This window comes from Niallia circulans (assembly GCF_003726095.1).
GTDB classification, from domain to species: Bacteria; Bacillota; Bacilli; order Bacillales; family Cytobacillaceae; genus Niallia; species Niallia circulans_A.
In genome coordinates this window covers 299,504-321,019 of the sequence record NZ_CP026031.1, presented here as the reverse complement: position 1 = coordinate 321,019, position 21,516 = coordinate 299,504, and the positions used below count along the sequence as shown (strand labels likewise).

Sequence of the window (21,516 nt, the reverse complement as noted above, 5' to 3'; positions counted from 1 at the left end):
TCCTAGCAAAAATATCAACAAGATTTTACTATGAAAAAAGAAGATCAACAAAATACTTAAATTTCCCTTCTAAACTCTAAGTTTGCTAGACGAGGGCAGATTGGAATGAATGATATAAACTTTTTTCCATAAAAAAGAGCCAACTTCTAGCAGAAGTTCACTCTTAGTCCTAACTCTTGATTATTTATTTTCCTATGGCAGCTCCATCACTTCTTGGGTCGACACCACCATATAAAAATCCTTGTTCATCGATCAAAATAGCATTTGCATGCCCCATAATTCCGTCAAATGCTTCTACTCGGTTTACGATATGACCAGCCTTTTGCAGCTTTTCCAAAACATTTGCCGAAACACGGTTTTCTATTTTTAGCTCTTCGGTTTTTTCTCCCCATGTACGCCCCCATACAAACCGTGGCTCACTTATTGCTATTTGGGGATCAAGTCCATAGTCAAGCATTCTCGTAATCATCAAAGTTTGTGTCTGCGGCTGCCCTTCCCCGCCTTGTGTACCATACAACACATATGGTTTGTTCTCTTTAAAAGCCATGGCAGGCATCAAAGTATGGAATGTCCGCTTATTTGGCTCCAATGTATTAACATGATCAGGATCAAGAGAGAAAAATGAGCCTCTATTTTGCATAGTAATCCCCGTATCTCCCGCAACCACACCAGAACCAAATTCAAAATATAGGCTTTGAATAAACGAAACAGCATTCCCATCTTTATCCACAACGGCGGCATGAGCTGTATCGCTTCCAACAGGGCGCGAACTATAATCTGTTGTATATTCTAAGGAGATGGAATCCGCCATCTCCTTAGAATACTTTTTGCTTAATAACTGCTCTAATGGAATTTTATGAAATGTCGGATCTGTCAGATGCTCATTCCGATCTTGAAAGCTTCTTTTCACTGCTTCTATTATTAGCTGATAATATTCATAAGATTCATACGGAATGGATGAAAAATCGAAATTTTCTAATATATTTAAAATCATGAGTCCCACAAAGCCTTGTGAATTGGGACGAGCCTGATACATAGTATAAGAGCGATAGGTACTAGTGAGCGGTTCACTCCATTCCCCTTTATGTGCGGCAAAATCTGCTATTGTTAAATAGCTTCCTTTTTTCTTCAAACCTGAAATAATTCTATAGGCCAGTTCTCCTTTATAAAAATCATCTCTTCCTTTTGCTCCTAATTGTTTTAACGTGTTCGCTAAATTCTTTTGCACAAACCGAGAAAATTTTTCAGGAACCTTTCCATCTGGCAGAAAAACAGCAGCAGTTTCTTCTATACTTCTTAAAAGCTCCTCATTTTTTATCGTATTTTCATATTGATCATTAGATAAAGGAAAACCCTTTTCTGCATATTCAATAGCAGGTTGTAAGACTTCTGCAAGAGTCATACTTCCATATTCTTTTAAGATAGCATCCCAGCTATCCACCATGCCAGGAACAGTTAGAACACTTTCGATTCCTCGAAAAGGAATGCTCTCTTTTCCCTTAAACATTTCTCTTGTAACAGCCGCTCCTGACTTCCCACTTCCATTATAAGTACGCACTTTCCCTGTCTTTTCCTTATAAGTCAGCCAAAAAGAATCTCCACCAAGACCAGTCATATGCGGATATACTACAGCTAAGCAAGCACTCACAGCAACAGCAGCATCAAATGCATTGCCTCCCTTTTGGAGAATTTGTTCACCTGCTTGTGAAGCCAAATAATGTGGACTTACAATCATTGATTCTGTGCCTACTATTACTTTATTCAACTTACTATTTCCTCCTTAAGTCCAACATTAATCGCTGCTTTATTGTCTTCTTTCCCTTTATCGCTTGTAAATATAAACAATATGGCACCAATAATTAATAACCCGCCGGCTAGATAAAATCCGAATTCTAGACTGCCAGTTTTATCAGCGAAATACCCCGTAATATATGGCGCAAATATAGAAGAAAGCATCCCGCTAAAGTTAAAGAACCCATAAACTCTTGAATACATCGACTTCGGTGTAATATCTGCCATATACGAAATTAATACTGGATCCAGCGCTAATTTTCCAAGCAAACCATATAAACATAATCCGACAATCAGCAAGGAATAATTGTCTGTATAAGGAATAGCAAATTGACAAATTGCTCCAGCTAATGCCAATGTTATAATTAACGGCTTTTTACTTTTAATGCGATCAGATAAGAAACCAAATAGAATGGCACCTGGAATGGAAGCCCAAGGCACTAAAGAAGAGATAATCCCCGTTTGAGATGCTTCAATACCTCTTGCTGTTTGTAAGTAATAAGGAAGCCATGTTAGCATACCGAAAAATCCATATAAGGAACAAAAGATTAAGATATATACAAAAATATGATTTTTAGTGAAAATTTTCTTCATCTCGACTTTTTCATATTCAGATTCTACTTTCTTCTCCTTATGTGAATTATCACGAACAAATATGCCTATTAAAATAGCAACCAAAACGGTAGGGATGGCAAAAACATAAAACGGAAACTGCCAGCCTTTATTTAATGTGTAGGTAAAATAACTGGATGACATAAATCCTAAAGAAATACCAAAAGCCATGCCACTATTAATAATAGCTGAGACTAAGCCGCGATATTTCTTTGGGGTTATCGTAGAAGAGATACCATACTGTGAACCATAATAAGTGCCTTCTCCTAACCCAGTAATTGCTCTCATGATTAAAAACATTGCAAACGTAGTAGATGCACCACTTAAATATGTACCAACACCAAAAACGATAAAGCCAATTACTAACACCTTTACTCGCCCAAATTTATCTGCTAAAAAGCCAGTAGGGATTTGCATAAAAGCATAGGCAGCAAAAAACACAGTAGCCATTAATCCTAATTCGGTTTGGTTTAAGTTCCATTCTTCTCCAATACTTCCCATGACTGGTGATAGAATATTACGATCTGCATACATAAATACCCAACCTAAAAAGAATAAAAAGATAACAAGTACAGAATGTGATTTTTTCATATTGTAATCCCCTTTTCTGAATGTTGGGACAATTGTAACATGAGTAAAAAAATAAATTATGCTTCTTGTCAGAAAATCTAACACATTTTTTCAATAAGAAAAATTTTTCAAGTAAAACCTTTCAGATTGTTGTAATAATAATAGCAATCTATTTCATAAAGTTCTCATTAAGGTCTTATAGGTTTCCAAACGAAAATGAAACCAATTTCATTTTCATATATCTAAATAAGTATATGTGGATATACCTCTCTCCCAGCGAGCCAACATAGTAACTCTTATATAAATCCTTATCCAAGTAGAATTTTTACAATAAAAAAGAGAACCAGCAACATACTGATTCTCTCTTCTAAACTCTATAAAAATATCATTCTATTTGAAAACTTCTTATATGATCCCTTGTTCTATCATAGCATCTGCAACTTTGATGAAGCCTGCTATATTAGCACCTGCAACTAGATTCCCTTTTTCTGCATACTCCTCTGATGCTTGGATACTTTTACTAAAAATATCTTTCATAATCGCTTGTAGCTTCTTGTCTACCTCTTCTTGCGTCCAAGCTATTCGCGCACTATTTTGTGCCATTTCTAAAGCGGAGACTGCCACCCCGCCTGCATTTGCTGCTTTGGCAGGTGCAAATAATACTTTATGCTCGATAAAGGTATCGACTGCTTCAAGAGTAGAAGGCATATTTGCCCCTTCACCTATTGCTTTTACTCCATTGGCGATTAATTTTTCAGCTGATTCTTTATTCAGTTCGTTTTGTGTTGCACATGGCAACGCAATATCACAAGGAATTGTCCAAATACCTGTGTATCCTTCCTGGTAGATAGCATCAGGATGGGTATTCACATATTCATAGATTCTTTTGTTTTCCACTTCTTTTAATTGTTTCACCGTATCAAGGTTTATTCCATTTGGATCATACACATAACCGCCGGAATCACTGCAAGCAACCACTTTAGCTCCTAACTGTATTGCTTTCTCCATCGCATAAATCGATACATTTCCCGAACCAGAAACTACTACCGTATTGTCTTCAAAACCTCGTCCCTGACTTTTCAGCATTTCTTCCACAAAGTACACTAAGCCGTATCCTGTTGCTTCTTTTCTACCTAAGCTTCCACCATATCCGATCCCTTTTCCGGTTAAGACGCCTGCTTCATAAGCACCTTTTAATCGTTTATATTGTCCAAACATATAGCCAATTTCTCTTGCTCCTACTCCGATATCTCCAGCGGGCACATCGATATCCGGACCGATATGCTTACTAAGTTCAGTCATAAAGCTTTGACAAAAACGCATTATTTCGAAATCAGACTTCCCCTTCGGATCAAAATCAGAGCCGCCTTTTCCGCCGCCTATCGGCTGACCTGTTAATGAGTTTTTAAAGATTTGCTCAAATCCAAGAAATTTAATAATACTGGCATTAACAGAAGAATGAAATCTTAGTCCTCCTTTATATGGTCCAATCGCATTATTAAATTGAACACGATAGCCGCGGTTTACTTTTATATTTCCATTATCGTCTACCCAAGGGACTTTAAAGCTAATTAGTCGATCTGGCTCAAGCATTCTTTCTAATACAGCATGTTTAACATATGTTGGATTTTTTTCAAGTACAGGAACTAAAGAATCAAGGACTTCTTTAACTGCCTGCTGGAACTCCTTTTCGTGAGGATTACGTTCTTTTACTTGATTTATTAATTGATTTATGTAATCTTTCACCGTTTGTGTTTGAAATTCTTCTTTTTTATCCAGCACTTTCATCCTTTTTCAGCCCCTATAATAAATTAATGTTAGAATATTCTCTTTTCTAAAAGTTGTTTTTATTTTATAATTTTATAATTAATAGGTACAATACTAATTTCGGATTGAATTCATGCGTTATGCGCATGGATAGAAAAGAGTGCAGACATGGAAATAAGACAAATACAGTATTTTTTGGAAGCTGCCAAAAGGGAACATATTACAGAAGCTGCCGATGCTTTGCATGTGGCCCAATCTTCAGTAAGTAGACAAATTTTCAATTTAGAAGCAGAATTAGGAGTCGAGCTTTTTATCCGTGAAGGTAGAAGCGTAAAATTAACACCCCTTGGAAGAGTTTTTTTTGAGCGGATGAAACAAATATGGAGTATGATGGAAGACGCCAAAAGAGAAGTGGAGGAGTCGCTCGATCCTGAAAAAGGGACAGTTAGAATCGCCTTTCCTATCAGCATGGCTGCTCATACACTGCCATCTATCATCTATTCTTTTCGTACTCGATATCCAGAAGCTAAATTTCATATGAGCAACGCCCTGTATTATGATCTTATCGATGGAGTTATTAATGGAGAATTTAATTTGGCAATGATTGCGCCAATGCCAAACCGAGAAAAGGAGGATAAAATTAACGGTGCTACATTATTTACAGAAAATATTGTTGCCCTTCTTCCTCTTCATCATCCATTGAGCAGTCAAAAAGAATTACAGCTAAAAGATTTAAAAAATGATCCCTTCTGTGTCTTACCAGAAGGATTTGTATTCAGGGACCAAGTGGTTAAAGCATGTCATGATGCAGGATTTTCTCCACAAATTGCATTTGAAGGAAAAGACATTGATGCACTGAAAGGATTAGTATCTGCTGGGTTAGGAGTAGCCTTGATGCCAGAAATGACATTGGTGGATAACACACCACGTTCCACCTGCGTCATCCCCCTTTCAGATATTAATCTGACAAGAACCGTTGGGGTTATTTATCCAAGTCATCGCAAACTACTTCCAACAGAATCACTATTTTACCAGTTTCTCTTAGAGACATATGAAAGATTGAATGAGTTTAAAAAGTAAATAGCAAATCAAGAGTGTCTAGCATATTAGCTGCTGACACTCTTTTTACATTAAACCAGCAATTAGCATCGCAAAATATAAACGGAAGATTCTCCTTATTTATCCAATCTCAACATAAATGACCGTTTAATTTTCCTTATTTTGACTAGAATGTAACGGAATAATAGATAGTATGACAATATTTAATGATAATTACCTAAATTTCGTAATGAAGATTTAGTCCCTAGTGCCATCGATTCAATTTTGATCTTTTTGTTATCGTTTCCACGCACTATAGTAAGCGGTGCCATTCAGCGTTTTAATGGACAAAACGCCAAAAATCACACCTAGCTTTTTTATCATCTGTGTATATTGACTTATTTGTTAAAAAAGATTTAGATTTAAAGATATGGTTTATTAAATACGACTAAATTTTTAAGGCTAGATAATGATATTAATAGAAAGAAAGGAACCTCTTAATATGAAAAGCATTCAAAGCCGTTTATTTTTTATGCTTCTTGCTTTCATTATCCTGCCCTATTTTTTAACGGTTTTAATTATTTATGGATATACGAAGGATAGTGTCGAACAGCATGAACTACAAAACAGCAAAGAACAATTAGATAAATTATCCAAAGAACTAGAACAATATTTTAATGATATGATTGACCTTCCCTATATTTTATATAGAAATCCAGACTTTTTTCGGATTTTCACTAATGGCTATGAAGATTCCATTTATTTTAATCCAATTGCTATGGAAGAAAATATTGAAACTTTTTTCTTGATGCGTTCCGAAATTCGCCAAATTCGTTTCTATTTGGATAAGAATAAAGAATCATTCACTATTTATAATGGGATGATCAGCGCAAGAAAACCGCAAAAAGATTTTATGAAGCAAGACTCCATGCAAAAGCTGTTTCATTCCAATTCACGTTATTTAATAGAGCCTCCACATACGATTGGAAACTATAATAATGCCGCGATTATACCTGAATCAGACAAAACAGAGGTTATGACTATCCATCATAAAATACTGGATCCTCTCTCCAAAGAATTTCTTGGGGTTATTACAATTGATATGGATCTAGATAAGTATGCACAGATTTGCAGTAGTCTATTACAGGAGAAAGGAGATTCCATTTATCTTCTTAATGAACATGATATTGTAATGTATACAAATGTTCATTCCCTAATAGGAAAAACAGCAGATGAGAAATTCCTTCATGCCAGCCAGGATAAAAGCAATGATATTATCTTATCTAAAACATTATCAAAACCACTTCATCAGTGGAAAATCGTAAAGGTGACACCTAGTGATAGATTATTTTATGATGCTAGACAAACCGCTTACACCAACATATTGGTTGGGATAGGGGTGGGGGTACTAGGACTATTAATGATCAGCATCCTTGCCTACTATATATCACGTCCTATTAAAGTGCTCAGCCAAAAGGTGCTTTCTATTAAAGGAGGAAACTTAAATATTCCTTTTACCGACAGCCGAGAAGATGAAATTGGTCATCTAGAAAAGCATATGAAAGAAATGTTGGAGCGTATAAACCTCCATATTGATCGAGAATACAAATTGGAGATTGAGAATAGAAAAAATCAATTACGAGCACTTAAATCTCAAGTGAATCCTCACTTTCTATTTAATGCTCTTCAATCCATTGGAGCAGTTGCGCTGCAAAATAACTCTCCTAAAATCTATCAGCTTGTAACATCCTTATCAAAAATGATGAGATACTCTATCCGAGCAGATCAGTGGGTTCTAGTTCGTGAAGAACTGGATTATATAAAAGCATACTTAACGCTGCAACGGGAACGTTTTGGCAGTAAGCTAAACTACTCTATTCAGATAAGTGAAGCAATCCAAGGGATAAAAATCCCTAGTATGATACTCCAACCCCTTGTAGAGAACTACTTTAAACATTGCTATGAACAAGGCTATTTTGATTCTACCTTAAATATAACAGGCGAAATTAAAGAGGATTTTTTATATCTAATCGTTGAAAATGACTACTCAAGTTTATCAGCGGAAGAACTGGACACTTTAAGGAGTAATATCTATCGTGCTCCTTATGCTGGCGAATTTTCTCACGAGCATATTGGTTTAAAAAATATACATGACCGTCTTCTTCTAAACTACGAATCAAAAGCAGGTTTAGAGATAGATACCAACGAGGGGCATGGCTTTATCGTAAAGCTATATATCCCGATGCAAAATTAAATAGATGGTTCATCATCGCAAACCATTCTTTTCGAGGAGGCTCATTCAATTTGAAAGTTCTTATTATAGACGACGAAATTAATGTACGATATGTTATTCGCTATATTGGTGAATGGAAAAAACACGGAATTACGACCATCTTAGAAGCTAGCAATGGAGAAGAAGCGATAAAAATCATCCAAAAACAAAAACCGGAAATTATCTTTACAGATGTGAAGATGCCGAAAATGGATGGAATAGAAATAATTGAGTGGCTAGATTCCATTTCTTACTCTGGTAAGGTTATTCTGATTACAGGATTTGACGATTATACCTATATGCGAAAAGCAATCCAGTGCAGCAGCTTTGATTATTTATTAAAACCGATTGAAGCTGAATCTTTAAACAATACTCTATCAGAAGCAGTACAATCATGGATAACTGAGAATAAAGATGCAGGTGTTTTAGAAGACGCCAAAAGACTGCGCTTGAATCAATTGGCTACACAAGCCTGTATGGGAGAAGAATTTGACTTAATAGAGCTTGCTTCTAGTCTTCCCGATGCAGTTGAGTATGAACTAACGCTTATTTCTTTTTATCAGATGCACCATTCTGAGCCATATATCCAATTACTTGCCGATCAACTTATCGAAAAAGGAATAGGAAATGCTTTTACCCTTCAACATGATCATAGCCTTTGCTTAGTAATTACCACTAGCCAACAATGGTTGTCTGTTGAAGAATGGATTATTCAGCAATTCGATATCCCTATCCGCATCGTAAATGGAATGTCCCTTCTATCGTTAGGAAAAATCCATGAGTCTTATCAATCGATGCAAAAGGCAGTGGAAGAACAAAATTACCGGACGATTCACCGTTTAAATGATATAGACGATGCCAAGCGAATGCAGGATATTGTTTCATATGTGGATACTTATTATATGGAAGAATTAAGTTTAGAAAAACTTTCTAATCGATTTTTCTTAAGTCGCGAGCATATCTCTAGAAAGTTCAAACAGCAAACAGGGATGCCTTTATCCAAATATATTATGAAGCTTAGAATCGACAGAGCCAAATTCTTGCTTCGGGAAAAAGATGAAAACATTTATGCAATTGCTTTATTACTCGGTTATCAAGATGAAAAGTACTTTTCAAAATTATTTAAAAAAATGGTTGGTTTAACGCCATTTGAGTACAGAAACTGTCAGAAAACGTTGGACGCAAAGTAGATACCACCATCAATAATAATTGAGAGTGAAATAGCAGGAGTGAAATTATGAAAAAGTGGACATTCACATGGCTTATTGCAGGATTGTTGATTGTTGCACTTTCAGCTTGTCAGCCAAAATCAGAAGAAGACTCAAGCGAAAGAAAAACAGCCGATGAACGCATCACACTAACTATCCGAAATCCAAAAGTAGAAATTTCTACCCAATTTGAAGAAATGGTGATGGCATATGAACGCGAACATCCAAATATAGATATTCAGGTTCACACTGTAGGTGGTGCTGCTGATGATCTTGCTGATTTGAAAGCTCAAATTGCAGCGGGGAATGGTCCTGATATTTTTACAAATACAGGGTATGACAATGTGAAGATATGGAGTGACTATTTAGAAGATCTATCTGATCAACCATGGATTTCTCATGCATACAAAGACACCTTGAAACCAGTAACAATGGATGGCAAAGTGTATGGAATGCCCCTTAACATAGAAGGATATGGATTCATATATAACAAAGATTTATTCCATAAAGCAGGAATTCATACGCTTCCTAGAACGTTATCTGAGTTACAGGCAGCAGCACAAACATTAGAAGAAGCCGGTATTACGCCCTTTGCAACTGGATACTATGAAGAGTGGAAGCTTGGTGATCATCTCTTAAATATTGCATTTGCACAACAAGATGATCCTGAAGCATTTATTGCCCAACTAAACAAGGGAACCACAAAAATTACGAACAATCAAAAATTCTTAGATATTATTTCTTTACTTGATACTACCATCAAATATGGAAACCAAAATCCCCTAACAACGGACTATAATACAGAAGTTGACCTCTTCGCTTCGGGAAAAGCTGCGATGATCCAACAAGGCAATTGGATTCAGCCAATGATTGATCAGCAATCACCGAACATGAACATTGGATTCCTGCCAATCCCTATTAACGAGGAACCAGCTGACGCAATCGTTGTTAACGTTTCTAATTATTGGGTAGTTAACAAGCAATCATCTGCTGAAAGGAAAAAAGCAGCCAAAAATTTTCTAAACTGGATGGTATTTTCAGAGCAAGGAAAGTCCTTTATGACTGAACAATTTAAATTCATTCCAGCTTTTGACCATATAGAGGCACACCATTTAGGACCGCTTGCAATGGAAATTATGAACTACTATCAAACAGGAAAAACCCTTAGAGCCAATTGGTTTTCCTTTCCTGGTAGTGCACGAGAAGAATTTGGATTAGCTATGCAATTATACGTAGGTAAACAGCTAAATCGAGATCAATTGCTACAAGAATTTCAAAAGTCATGGGAAAAGGCTACCGCTTCGTCTTCGCACTAATTCCTGCCTTCTAATCGCTTCCTTTTGCAGGGAGCGATTTTTTGTGTTTTTGCAGACATTCATTCTCTCTATCTGAAATAAGGAAGAAGGTCCCGTTCTTCTATTACATCCTCTAGTATATTCGATTTATCTTATATCAATATAAGACTAGATTTCTATCAATCTATGCCATATGCGCAGAAAGTAGATTAACCTATAATTTTATTAGAAACACGGTGTATTTGCTGCTTTGTTTTTATAAATCAGCAGCTTTGCCCTGTCCTTATCTTTTGTTTCATCTAACACATTCTAGGAGGTAAACCATGAAATTGAACAAGCTTGCTAAACAAGCAACAGTCGTATCATTGAGTGCAGCTATTTTATTGGGAGGTAGTGGATCACTAGCTTTTGCAAAACAAAAAGAAAAGTTAGACCACAAAGAATCTTATGGTATTTCACATATCACTCGATTCGATATGGAAAAAATGACGGAACAACAAAACGATTCTAAATTTAAAGTGCCAGCTTTTGATGAATCAACGATCAAAAACATCCCTTCAGCAAAGGGCTATGATGAAAAAGGTAATTTGATTGATTTAGATGTCTGGGATACATGGCCATTACAAAATGCAGATGGAACAGTTGCAGAATATAATGGCTATCAAATAGTATTTGGATTAGCTGGAGATCCTGATAGAGGATGGGACACATTTATTTACATGTTCTATAAAAAAATTGGTGATAATTCCATTGATGCATGGAAAAATGCAGGAAGAGTATTTAAAGACAGCGATAAATACGCTACCAATGATGTTATTTTAAACAATCAAGCAGAAGAATGGTCTGGTTCAGCCACTTTCACTTCTGATGGCAAAATTCGCTTGTTCTATACAAATCGTCAAGGCTGGGATCCTGATCATGGATTTTTTGGAAAACAAACATTAACTACTGCCCAAGTTAATGTATCTAAACTAGATGCAAATACATTAAAAATTGATGGGGTGGAAGATCATAAATCCATCTATGATGGTGGAGATGGATCTGTATATCAAACAGTTGATCAAGCTTTTTCAGGCGGAAATTATGCAGATAACCATACATTAAGAGATCCTCACTACGTTGAAGACAATGGACATAAATATCTTGTATTTGAAGCTAATACAGGAACAGATTATGGCTATCAAGGAGAAGAATCATTATTTAATAAAATCTATTATGGGGGCAACACTAAATTTTTCAGAACAGAAAAAGAGCAGTTATTACAAAGCCCGAAAAAGAATTTAGCATCACTAGCAAATGGCGCATTAGGAATTATTGAGATTAATGATGACTATACACTAAAAAAAGAAATGAAGCCGTTAATTGCTTCCAACACTGTTACAGATGAAATTGAACGTGCGAATATCTTTGAAAAAGACGGAAAATGGTATCTATTTACAAGTTCTAGAGGATCAAAAATGACTATTGATGGGATTAACGACAAAGATATTTACCTATTAGGATATGTAGCTAATTCTATTACTGGACCATACAAACCTTTAAACAAAACAGGTATTGTCTTACATCAAAATCTAGATCCAAATGATGTTACATGGAACTACGCTCATTTTGCGATTCCACAAAAGAACAGTGACAATGTAGTTGTTACAAGCTATATGACAAATAGAGGATTATTTGAAGATCATCAATCCACTTTTGCTCCAAGCTTTTTATTAAAAATTAAAGGCAATAAAACTTCTGTAGTAAAAAATAGCATTTTAGAACAAGGTCAAATCACTATAAAATAAATAAAAAAACGAGGTTGGGATAAAAGTATTTCAATTTAATATAACCCGAACAATTATACATTCATACTAAAAAGGATTGGTATAATTGTTTGGGATTTTTATTTATTGAAGAAAAAAGGTGTGTGGTAATCACCCGCAGACTGAATACACTTCGCTTTTCATGGGGCGAGCGCCAAGCCTCCTCGTTCCTGCGGGGTCTTGGACTTCTCGCAGCTCCCATAGGAGTCTCCGTGTATTCAGTCTGCTCCATTTAGTTTCTTTTTGAAAAAAATGTTGGAACGAAATACTCTTTAAAAACGGAGTGAAATGGAGTGTCTGTAACGCAATGGAACGAATTGGATTCACCACTAAATTAGAGATTGTTCGTCTTTATCCATTATTTATTTTGCTTTGTCCCACCCTCTTTTACCAATAGCAAAAAATACAGGATAAGCGCGGTGATATTACTTGAAGAAACCAGCAAAGCACACACAGAAAGTCCTATTTCTCTTATGCCTTATTATACTTGTCGGCATCCTCTTATTTTGGCATCAAATCACTAAGGTTTTTACTGAAACAGTAGACCAGCAAGAAAAGACCGTTGTTTCTGATGGTCAATCCTATCGTGCCAAATACCATTTTACTACTCCGGACAAGTGGAAAAACGACCCGCAAAAACCAATCTATTTAGATGGTTACTATCATTATTATTATCTTTACAATGGTGATTATCCTGATGGTAATGGTACAGAATGGAGACATGCTATATCAAAAGATTTAGTGCACTGGAAGGATAAAGGAATTGCCATTCCAAAATACACGAATCAAAATGGAGACCCTTGGTCAGGTTCTGTCGTTGTTGATAAGGAAAATACTGCCGGATTTGGATATGGAGCACTTATCGCAATCGTCACTCAGCCGTCAGCTAATCAGCAAAAACAAGAACAGTTCTTGTGGTATAGCCTCGATAATGGAAATACATTCACTTCATCTAGCGATACACCTATTATGGAAAACCCCGGAACCGATGATTTTCGTGATCCCAAAATCATTTGGTCAAAAGAGTATCGTAAATGGATAATGTTAATGGCAGAAGGAACAAAGGTTGGTTTTTATGAATCCTCTAATCTGAAAGATTGGACATATCTCAGCGATTTCTTCACAAACGATATAGGAATTGTGGAATGTCCGGACCTTTACTATATGCAGACAAATGATGGGAGCTTCAAATGGGTGCTTGGTGCGAGCGCAAATGGAAAAACAAAGAATCAGCCTAATACTTATGCTTATTGGATTGGTCATTTTGATGGAAAGCATTTTACAGCTGATCATCCAGAACCCCAATGGCTTGATTATGGTTTAGATTGGTATGCTGGAGTGACATTTGAGGATGGAAGCAATAGTGATGATTACAAAAAAAGATATGCTTTTGCATGGATGAATAATTGGAATTATGCCGACAATACCCCTACATTACAAGAAGGCTTTAATGGAATGGATTCTGTTGTGCGACAAATTCAATTAAAAAATAATGGGGAAAATTCCTATTATTTAGCTTCCCAACCAATCGAAGCATACAACAACCTAGCCAAGACGAACGATTATCTAAAGGAAATAGAAGTAAATGGCCAAAAGCAACTAGAGATGACAGGAGAAATTTATCAACTAGAGACAGACATCTCATGGACAGAGTTAGATAATGTCGGTTTAAGACTTAGAGAATCTTCTGATCAAACGCGATATGTGAATGTAGGAATATTTATAAAAGATAACTACTCGTATGTAGATCGTTCTTTTACCGAACATCCAGATCAGCAGAATTCACATTCAGAAAGTACAGCACCCTTTCCTGCTGAACAAAAACAAGTACATTTAAAGATCCTTGTTGATAAAAGTAGTATCGAGGTTTTTGTAGATGATGGGAAGGTTGTGCAATCGAATTTAATATTTCCTCACGCAGTTGATCAAGGCATCACGTTGTATTCAGATGGCGGGACAGCAATCTTTAAGAATATGACGATTACACACTTAGATTAATGGAATTGCCACTCTTTCCAAAGCCAGAAAACCGAATATCCTTTTTCACTAATTGTCAGCTTGCCTTTTACCATATCTACTGTAGAGTCTACCCTATTTAGTGATGGCATTTTTTCTTAAGTACCCTCTATTTAGAAACAATATGTAAAAGCACTTTTCCTTATTTGGGAGAAGTGCTTTTACATACTGTATAATGCTTTCATTCTCTTTTATTTTATTACCCTTATTTTTACTTCCTTTGTAAGTTCCGTTTCAGGATGCTTAACCTGTATGTTTGTTACGCCTGGTTTTAATGCTTTAACGAAAATACCTTTTCCTTCGTCAGTAGACTCCGTTATATCGATTATGTCTTGTTCAGCGATGTCCCAACTAAAAGGAGAACTGCTCTTAATCCAATCTGGCTTTAAAATCGCTTTAATAGTTTGGATTTCTCCTTCTTTAAGAGTTAAATATTCCGAACTTACTACTATACGTTCGACTTCCTCTTCCTTTGGGCGCTCTCTCCATGTTGAATATAAAGGATAAAATTCTAGTGAAGCAACCTTCATGCTTCCACCTTTTGTATATAGCTCTATCCCGTTGCTCGTAGGCTGGGAATAGATTAAATTCGTAAAGACATATTCCCCATCGTTTATAAACACCTCAACAGAAGATTCATCAACAAATCCTCTAATCTTTATTCGCTTCTCCTCAATAGGGTAAGTAGTTGTATGGTTATTCCCAAATTGAAATGGATTCCCATTTCGATCCAATATCGTTTCTAACCCAGCACGAGATCTATCTAAGAATAGTTTATTCTCTTTTGTATTTACACCTATAACCGTATTTTCGTCCTCTGATTGTCGAACGCGAATACCGAATTCCTCTAAGTTTTCCCATTCCAGCACAGCTTCAAATTCATAAGTAGTACCCGAAAAGTCAGCAATTGCCTGCTCCCCATTTACCTCCATAGGATCAATAGCAATATGATTGACACGTAAACTTTCTAACTCTCTAACCGGTTCTTGAAATAATTTAATATTTCCATCCTTAACGGTTTTCAAATATAGTTCACGTGGAATTGACATAGATCCCTTCCATGGTTCTGTCGGCGATTGATAAGGATATCTCCAATTCGCCATCCAGCCTAACCATATTCGGCGCCCATCTTTTTCCGGGATATCAGAAAAGGATTGAGCCGCATAAAAGTCTTGCCCAAAATCTGTTGTTAAAATAGTTTCTGGGGCATTATCATTAATAAATTTTGTTCCGTCAAACTCTCCAATAAAATATTGAGCAGTTGATCCATTTGTTTCTTCATTATCTCCAACGCTAACTTGCAATACCCATTTCTTCTTATTCTCATCACCATCTACAGGCAATTCAAATAAATCAGGACACTCCCATACAGCTGCATGAGATCCCTCCTTATCCCCAAATTGACTCTGAAACTCCCAGTCAATCAAATTATCAGAACGATAAAACGTCACACTTTGATTTGTCGAAACAACCATTACCCATTTTTTAGTGCTCTCATGCCAAAATACTTTTGGATCACGAAAATCCTTTATTCCTGGGTTTGGGATAACCGGGTTTCCTTTATATCTTTCCCATGTTCTCCCATTATCTTTACTATAAGCAATGCTTTGGGATTCTCCTCCCTCTGTATTTGTATAGATGGCAACTAACCCGGCTTTCCCTTCAAAAAATCCTGTGGAATCATTCCAATCCACCACAGCACTTCCAGATAATGCTTGCCCTAATTGGTCATGTTCTAATGCAATCGGCAAATGTTCCCAATGTAATAAATCCTTGCTCACCGCGTGTGCCCAATTACCATTTTTTTGATGAAACAGATGATACTCTCCCGCAAAATAGATGAGTCCATTAGGGTCAGCTAAGTTTCCAGAAGGGGTTGAAAAATGGTATTGGGGTCGATACAATTCTGTATAATAATCGGAAGTGGCAGCTTCCATGTTATCCGGTCTCAAGCCATCCAAATTTTTCTCTTCCTTTCCCATTTGGTTGATACTACAGCCCGTTAATAGCCATGTAACAGACAAAACAGCCGTTAATATTCTTTTTCTCAATTTGAAATCCCCCCTCTCCTCCTTTTTAACGTCATTTTTTTTCCTTTTTATTGACTACTATAAAGTCTTCGATTTGGTGAAGAGTAGGCATGGCTGGAATTCCACCTTTATTTGTTGCCACATATGCTCCCATCGCATTTCCGAAATTCAATATTTGCTTTAATATATCTTCGCTTATTTTAAAATTCAATAGATCCCTCTTTAATAATTCATATAGAACGCCAGCAAGAAATGCATCTCCGCATCCAGTTGTATCAATAGCTTTTACAGCTGCTCCTGGGACAAATACTAAGCCATCCTCTCCATATGCATAGCTTCCCTTATCTCCCACTGTTACAAAAAGCAGCCGTAAATGAAACTCTTTATATAACTGCTTTGCTCCTGAAAAAATATCTGTTGTATCCGTTAAAAATGCTAATTCTTCTTCCGAAACTTTGACTATATCTGCAAAATGCAAGACTACTTCGATTTGTTCTTTTGCCTCCTCTAAGCTTTGCCATAGTAATGGACGAAGATTTGGATCAAATGAAATAATCTTTTGCTGTTCTTTTGCATAATTTAATGCTAATAAAGTTGCTTCTCTTGCTGGCTCATTTGTCATGGATATTGATCCTACATGGAATATTTTTGCATCTGCTATTAATGATAAATCCACATCATCTTTAGATAACATCATGTCTGCACCAGGCTGTCTATAAAAATCAAATGAACGATCCCCCTGATGATCAATATGCACAAATGCTAGTGTCGTTTTTATTGGGGAATAAACAATTCCATTTGTTTGCACTCCTTTATTCTGTAAAGTGGAAACGAGTAATTCCCCAAAATGATCCTTCCCTATACACCCAATAAATTCTGTTCTCAGCCCCAAACAGGATAAAGCCACTAGAACATTCCCCGGAGCCCCACCTGGATTGGCAACAAACATAGAAAACCCTTGTTCATTTTCACCTTGGGGAGTAAAATCAATTAAAATTTCTCCTAACGCTGTTACATCGCTCATATCTCTACACCACTTTTCTAACTTTTTTCCATTGAATTTCGTATAAAATAGCCAGAGGATAGATTCATTCAATCCCCTGGCTTTCGGTTATATATCAATTTTTAGAAGGAACAGATACCTTTCCATATACTAGATTCACTTCCCCATCTTTTGCAAACAAACATACCCGTTTGCTTACTTTATCAGGGAAAATTAAACTTGTTAATGCTTGCTCTCCGCCATTGATAAATAGTTCTAAGGAGGCAGAATCTACAATTATTCGTAGATCAAGTGATTGAGAATCCTCCAGATAAACTCGCTGCAATTTAGGGAAGTTATCAGAAAAATCAACTATCCCAGATTTTTCACGAGACAGACTCAGTACATTTTCGTTAACGTCAATAGTAATGGTTGTATGCTGTAAATCTGTATGTTCTATCTTTAATCCATACTTATTTGCATTTATATTCTTTAAGGATAGGATTATCTCTGTGTATTCATCATCCACTTCAAAAACAGTGCTTTCTTTGGCTGTAATGATTGTGTCTGTTCTTTCTTCTTTTCTTTCAAAATAGGTATCTAATTCTCTCACTAAATGCTGGACGAGATAATACTCTTCCTTCTCCTCTCGCAATTCTAGCACTCTAGGGAGAGTCATCTGACTTCTCCATCCTTCTGTGGGAACTTGATTAGCGTAACGCCAATTACTCATCCAGCCTAGATAAATTCGTCTTCCATCTGCTTCAGGGATATCAGAAAAGCTCACTCCAGCATAGTTGTCCTTCCCATAGTCCAGCCATTTTATTTCTTCATGTTCTGGCATAAATTCCTTTCCATCAAATGAACCAACAAAATACTGCGTGCGCGACCCTTCATCATATTGAGGATTATCGCCAATACTGACAATAAGCACCCATTTTTTATCATTTGAATTGTCTATTGGTAACTCAAATAAGTCTGGACATTCCCATACCCCTTCGTGACAACCACAATTCTCTCCAAATTCACTTTCAAACTTCCAATCTTTTAAATTTGGAGCGGAATAGAAAGAGATGGTTTGCCCTGTAGCTAAAGCCATCATCCACTTTTGGGACTCTTTATGCCAAAAAACTTTAGGGTCTCTAAAATCGGGTTTAGAAGGGTGAGCAAGTACAGGATTCCCGTCATATTTGATCCACGATCTGCCCTTATCTAAGCTATATGCCAAACTCTGTGTCTGAACAGCCTCCTTGCCATGAACTGGCTCCAAGTGATGGGTAAAAATAGCCACTAACCCTGGTTCATCGTTAAAAAAGCCTGTTGTATTATTCCAATCCACAACTATGCTGCCTGAAAAAATGGTTCCATTCTCATCAGGATGTAAAGCTATCTCTAATTCCTCCCATACGATTAAATCTTTGCTGACTGCATGCCCCCAATGCATTGGCCCCCATGTGCTGCCATGTGGATTATGCTGATAAAACAAATGATATTCTCCTTTGAAAAACACTAACCCATTCGGATCATTCATCCAATTTTTTTTAGGGGAAAAATGCAATGCTGGTCTGTATTTTTCGAGTTTAGTAATCTTCAATGTCATGCCTCCAATTAATTTACTGTTCTGTCATAGCCATCCTGCTTAATTTGCAACCAAGTGCTTAGACCTAGTCTCTCTAATTCTTTCAAGTAATCTTCCCATTCTTCTTCAATTTTTCCATTACTCATCCATTCAGCTCTTTTTCTATTCACATAAGCAAATAGATCTGTTTCAATTTTTGCCTTTTCATCTGCCTCTTCTAGTGAGAAAAACACTGGTGGATAAAAGTTCTCTGCTTTAATATGAGGAACCATATTCTTTTCTAAAATATTTAATCGCCAAGCAGCATCTTCTGGTTTTGTTGTGTACACGCCATAATACTCATCTAGTATAGCCAATGGTCCTGCGATATTTGTTTTTTCTCTTATTTCAACTGGTGCTGCGCCTTCTAGCGGAAGATGCTTTAACATACCAGCTTTCTCATCAAATTCAAAAATATTTTGCTGTTTCGTATCCCCATATGTTCCCCAGTTATCTTGAACAGATTGCAGTGGTTCATACAGTTGATCAATCCATTTTGCGGTTAACTCTAAATTCTTATTCGCACTTGTGATAACCATTCTTCCTCTATCAAGACCAAATCCATTTGTTTGCGCCACATTTTTTTCACCACTTGGTCCTTCTAATGGAGGCATTACATCATAGGTATCATTCATGCCACTAATATTTCCTTTATCCCATGTAAAGTAAAGACCGTATTTTGAATCTTTTCCTTTCGCTACATATTTATTCCAATCTTGTTCATATGCTTCTACATCAATTAAACCTAAATCATTTAGTTCATTAAAGAATTTTAACGCTTCTTTATACCCTTCTTCTGCTGCAGTAAAAATAACTTTTCCTTCATTGGAAACAACCGTATGATCCCAGTTATCTCCTAAACCAAAGGAAGCAAATAAGAAAGCTGGGTCCTCTCCTCCTTGATTCACAATAAAAGATAATGGTATTTCATCTGCTTCTCCATTACCATTTGGATCTTGTGTTTTAAACGCAAGAAGTACCTCTTTCAGTTCTTCAGTTGTTGTTGGCATTTCCAGCCCTAAATTATTGAGCCATTCTACATTTATCCAAGGAAGGCAATCAACTACTTGAATGCGGCTCTTTCCACTGCCAAGCTCTTCAATCCAAGGAAAACTGTATATATGTCCATCTGGCGCTGTAATCATCGATTTATATTCTGGAGCTTCTTCCAGCACCTTTTTAAAATTAGGCATATACTGATCAATTAAATCTTCAACTGGTATGATGGTTCCATCCTTTGCATATTTCAATAAATCATAATCACTGAAAGCAGCATCTAAAATGGCATCTGGCAGCTCCCCACTTGCCAACGCTAAATTCCGCTTCTCCACAAATTGGTCTTTCGTATAGTTTTTCCAATCAATATGAACACCTGTCTGCTCCTCTAATCTTTGATAGATTAGCTTTTCATTCGGGTCGGTTGGTGCCAAAGCTGAGCTTTGTGTCATAAAACGAAGTGTTGCTTTCTCTTTCAAAGGAAATGTAACATCAGTTAATTTTAAATCTTCTGTTGAAGCACTTTTACTTGTCTTTTCACCACTGCAACCTGTTAGAACAAGACCGGCAACAATAAAAGTGGAAAGAAGCTTATTGATTTTCCCCATAAATGAACCCTCCATATGCTTTTATTTAAATTATTTTAAAGATCCTACCATAACACCTTTTTCAAAGTATTTTTGGAAGAATGGATACATAATTAGAAGTGGTAAACTTGAAATAACAATAGATGCATATTTTATTTTTTCCGCTAATTTACTCAACTCAGCCATTGCTAATTGATCATTAATCATTCCAGGCTGAACTTGATTTTGAATCAGAATGGAACGTAACACTAACTGCAATGGATGTAATTCTTGGTCCTCTAAATAAATCATTGCATCAAAGTAGGAATTCCATTGCCCAACAAAGGCATATAAAGCGATTACAAAAATAATTGGTTTAGACAAAGGCAATACTATTTTTAGAAATATTTTTAATTCAGAAGCACCATCAATTTTTGCTGCCTCAAACAGCTCTTTTGGAAGCCCTTTAAAAAAGGTTCGTGCTAGGATAATATTCCAGACACTAATTGCTCCAGGCAAAATAATCGACCAAATGGTATTAAGCATTCCTAAATCCTTTACTATTAAATAGGTAGGAATCAACCCGCCATTAAAGAACATCGTAATAAGAAAGAAAACCATGATTATATTCTTTCCTTTAAATCCATCAAGAGAAAGTGGATATGCAGCAAATATCGTAATAACAATTGTGACAATTGTAAAACCTAATGAATAGATGACTGAATTGATAAATCCTTTTATCATTAATTCATCTTGTAAAATCCGTTTATAGCCTTCCAAACTCCAATTAGATGGATTTAAGGAAAATCCTTTACTAAGCAGTACATTGGGGTCTAAAAAAGAAGCCAATAAAATATAAAGTAATGGTAATAACACGATTAAAACAAGTAGTATTAAAATTATTTTGTTACTAAAAAGAAGCATTTTATCTGTTTTGGAATGGTTCTTCA

14 protein-coding genes are annotated in these 21,516 nt (G+C 36.2%); 6 read left to right on the top strand and 8 right to left on the bottom strand.

What is annotated here, in order from left to right; all coding sequences use genetic code 11:
- Positions 1-184 precede the first annotated feature (184 nt).
- From ggt to gdhA, 3 genes are all read right to left on the bottom strand, one after another.
- Positions 185-1,765 carry a gamma-glutamyltransferase gene (ggt, locus tag C2I06_RS01445; protein WP_095332239.1) on the bottom strand — a complete coding sequence of 527 codons (1,581 nt, stop codon included), beginning with the start codon at positions 1,763-1,765 and terminating at the stop codon, positions 185-187.
- A complete protein-coding gene (locus tag C2I06_RS01440; RefSeq protein ID WP_123257319.1) occupies positions 1,762-2,994 on the bottom strand; it encodes an MFS transporter in 1,233 nt (410 codons plus the stop codon). Before C2I06_RS01440 ends, ggt begins: the two co-directional genes overlap by 4 nt.
- Positions 2,995-3,378: 384 nt before the next feature.
- Positions 3,379-4,761 carry an NADP-specific glutamate dehydrogenase gene (gene gdhA / locus C2I06_RS01435; RefSeq protein ID WP_095332235.1) on the bottom strand — a complete coding sequence of 461 codons (1,383 nt, stop codon included), beginning with the start codon at positions 4,759-4,761 and terminating at the stop codon, positions 3,379-3,381.
- 147 nt (positions 4,762-4,908) lie between these two features.
- Here gdhA and gltC point away from each other — a divergent pair, with 147 nt between their 5' ends.
- The 6 genes from gltC (at position 4,909) to C2I06_RS01405 (ending at position 14,356) form a co-directional block, all read left to right on the top strand.
- Positions 4,909-5,820: a glutamate biosynthesis transcriptional regulator GltC gene (gene gltC, locus C2I06_RS01430; protein WP_095332233.1), complete on the top strand. Its 912-nt coding sequence runs from the start codon at positions 4,909-4,911 to the stop codon at positions 5,818-5,820.
- A gap of 460 nt (positions 5,821-6,280) precedes the next feature.
- Positions 6,281-8,032: a cache domain-containing sensor histidine kinase gene (locus C2I06_RS01425; RefSeq protein ID WP_095332231.1), complete on the top strand. Its 1,752-nt coding sequence runs from the start codon at positions 6,281-6,283 to the stop codon at positions 8,030-8,032.
- Positions 8,033-8,082: 50 nt separating this feature from the next.
- Positions 8,083-9,240, top strand: coding sequence for a response regulator (locus C2I06_RS01420; protein ID WP_095332229.1), 1,158 nt, complete (start codon positions 8,083-8,085; stop codon positions 9,238-9,240).
- A 47-nt stretch (positions 9,241-9,287) separates the two neighbouring features.
- Positions 9,288-10,574 (top strand): ABC transporter substrate-binding protein, encoded by a 1,287-nt coding sequence (locus tag C2I06_RS01415; RefSeq protein WP_095332227.1) that lies wholly within the window; start codon positions 9,288-9,290, stop codon positions 10,572-10,574.
- Positions 10,575-10,876: 302 nt separating this feature from the next.
- Positions 10,877-12,340: a glycoside hydrolase family 68 protein gene (locus tag C2I06_RS01410; RefSeq protein ID WP_123257318.1), complete on the top strand. Its 1,464-nt coding sequence runs from the start codon at positions 10,877-10,879 to the stop codon at positions 12,338-12,340.
- A gap of 447 nt (positions 12,341-12,787) precedes the next feature.
- On the top strand, positions 12,788-14,356 hold the full coding sequence (locus C2I06_RS01405; protein ID WP_217279858.1) for a glycoside hydrolase family 32 protein: 1,569 nt from the start codon (positions 12,788-12,790) through the stop codon (positions 14,354-14,356).
- 209 nt (positions 14,357-14,565) lie between these two features.
- Here C2I06_RS01405 and C2I06_RS01400 read toward each other — a convergent pair whose 3' ends face one another.
- The 5 genes from C2I06_RS01400 to C2I06_RS01380 form a co-directional block, all read right to left on the bottom strand.
- Positions 14,566-16,425 (bottom strand): glycoside hydrolase family 32 protein, encoded by a 1,860-nt coding sequence (locus C2I06_RS01400; RefSeq protein WP_123257317.1) that lies wholly within the window; start codon positions 16,423-16,425, stop codon positions 14,566-14,568.
- A 31-nt stretch (positions 16,426-16,456) separates the two neighbouring features.
- On the bottom strand, positions 16,457-17,428 hold the full coding sequence (locus tag C2I06_RS01395) for a carbohydrate kinase family protein (protein ID WP_206426411.1): 972 nt from the start codon (positions 17,426-17,428) through the stop codon (positions 16,457-16,459).
- A 94-nt stretch (positions 17,429-17,522) separates the two neighbouring features.
- Complete coding sequence (locus C2I06_RS01390) at positions 17,523-18,980, bottom strand: glycoside hydrolase family 32 protein (RefSeq protein ID WP_095332215.1); 1,458 nt, start codon at positions 18,978-18,980, stop codon at positions 17,523-17,525.
- Positions 18,981-18,994: 14 nt separating this feature from the next.
- Positions 18,995-20,608, bottom strand: a complete 1,614-nt coding sequence (locus C2I06_RS01385) for an ABC transporter substrate-binding protein (protein ID WP_095332213.1) — start codon at positions 20,606-20,608, stop codon at positions 18,995-18,997.
- Positions 20,609-20,638: 30 nt separating this feature from the next.
- Complete coding sequence (locus C2I06_RS01380; protein WP_095332219.1) at positions 20,639-21,490, bottom strand: carbohydrate ABC transporter permease; 852 nt, start codon at positions 21,488-21,490, stop codon at positions 20,639-20,641.
- Positions 21,491-21,516: the final 26 nt, after the last annotated feature.

Excerpts from the sequence above, each read along its gene's own strand:
- C2I06_RS01385 (WP_095332213.1), bottom strand. The coding sequence starts at position 20,608 with ATGGGGAAAATCAATAAGCTTCTTTCCACTTTTATTGTTGCCGGTCTT.
- C2I06_RS01380 (WP_095332219.1), bottom strand. The coding sequence starts at position 21,490 with ATGCTTCTTTTTAGTAACAAAATAATTTTAATACTACTTGTTTTAATC.
- gdhA (WP_095332235.1), bottom strand. The coding sequence starts at position 4,761 with ATGAAAGTGCTGGATAAAAAAGAAGAATTTCAAACACAAACGGTGAAA.
- C2I06_RS01440 (WP_123257319.1), bottom strand. The coding sequence starts at position 2,994 with ATGAAAAAATCACATTCTGTACTTGTTATCTTTTTATTCTTTTTAGGT.
- C2I06_RS01410 (WP_123257318.1), top strand. The coding sequence starts at position 10,877 with ATGAAATTGAACAAGCTTGCTAAACAAGCAACAGTCGTATCATTGAGT.
- C2I06_RS01415 (WP_095332227.1), top strand. The coding sequence starts at position 9,288 with ATGAAAAAGTGGACATTCACATGGCTTATTGCAGGATTGTTGATTGTT.
- gltC (WP_095332233.1), top strand. The coding sequence starts at position 4,909 with ATGGAAATAAGACAAATACAGTATTTTTTGGAAGCTGCCAAAAGGGAA.
- C2I06_RS01395 (WP_206426411.1), bottom strand. The coding sequence starts at position 17,428 with ATGAGCGATGTAACAGCGTTAGGAGAAATTTTAATTGATTTTACTCCC.
- C2I06_RS01425 (WP_095332231.1), top strand. The coding sequence starts at position 6,281 with ATGAAAAGCATTCAAAGCCGTTTATTTTTTATGCTTCTTGCTTTCATT.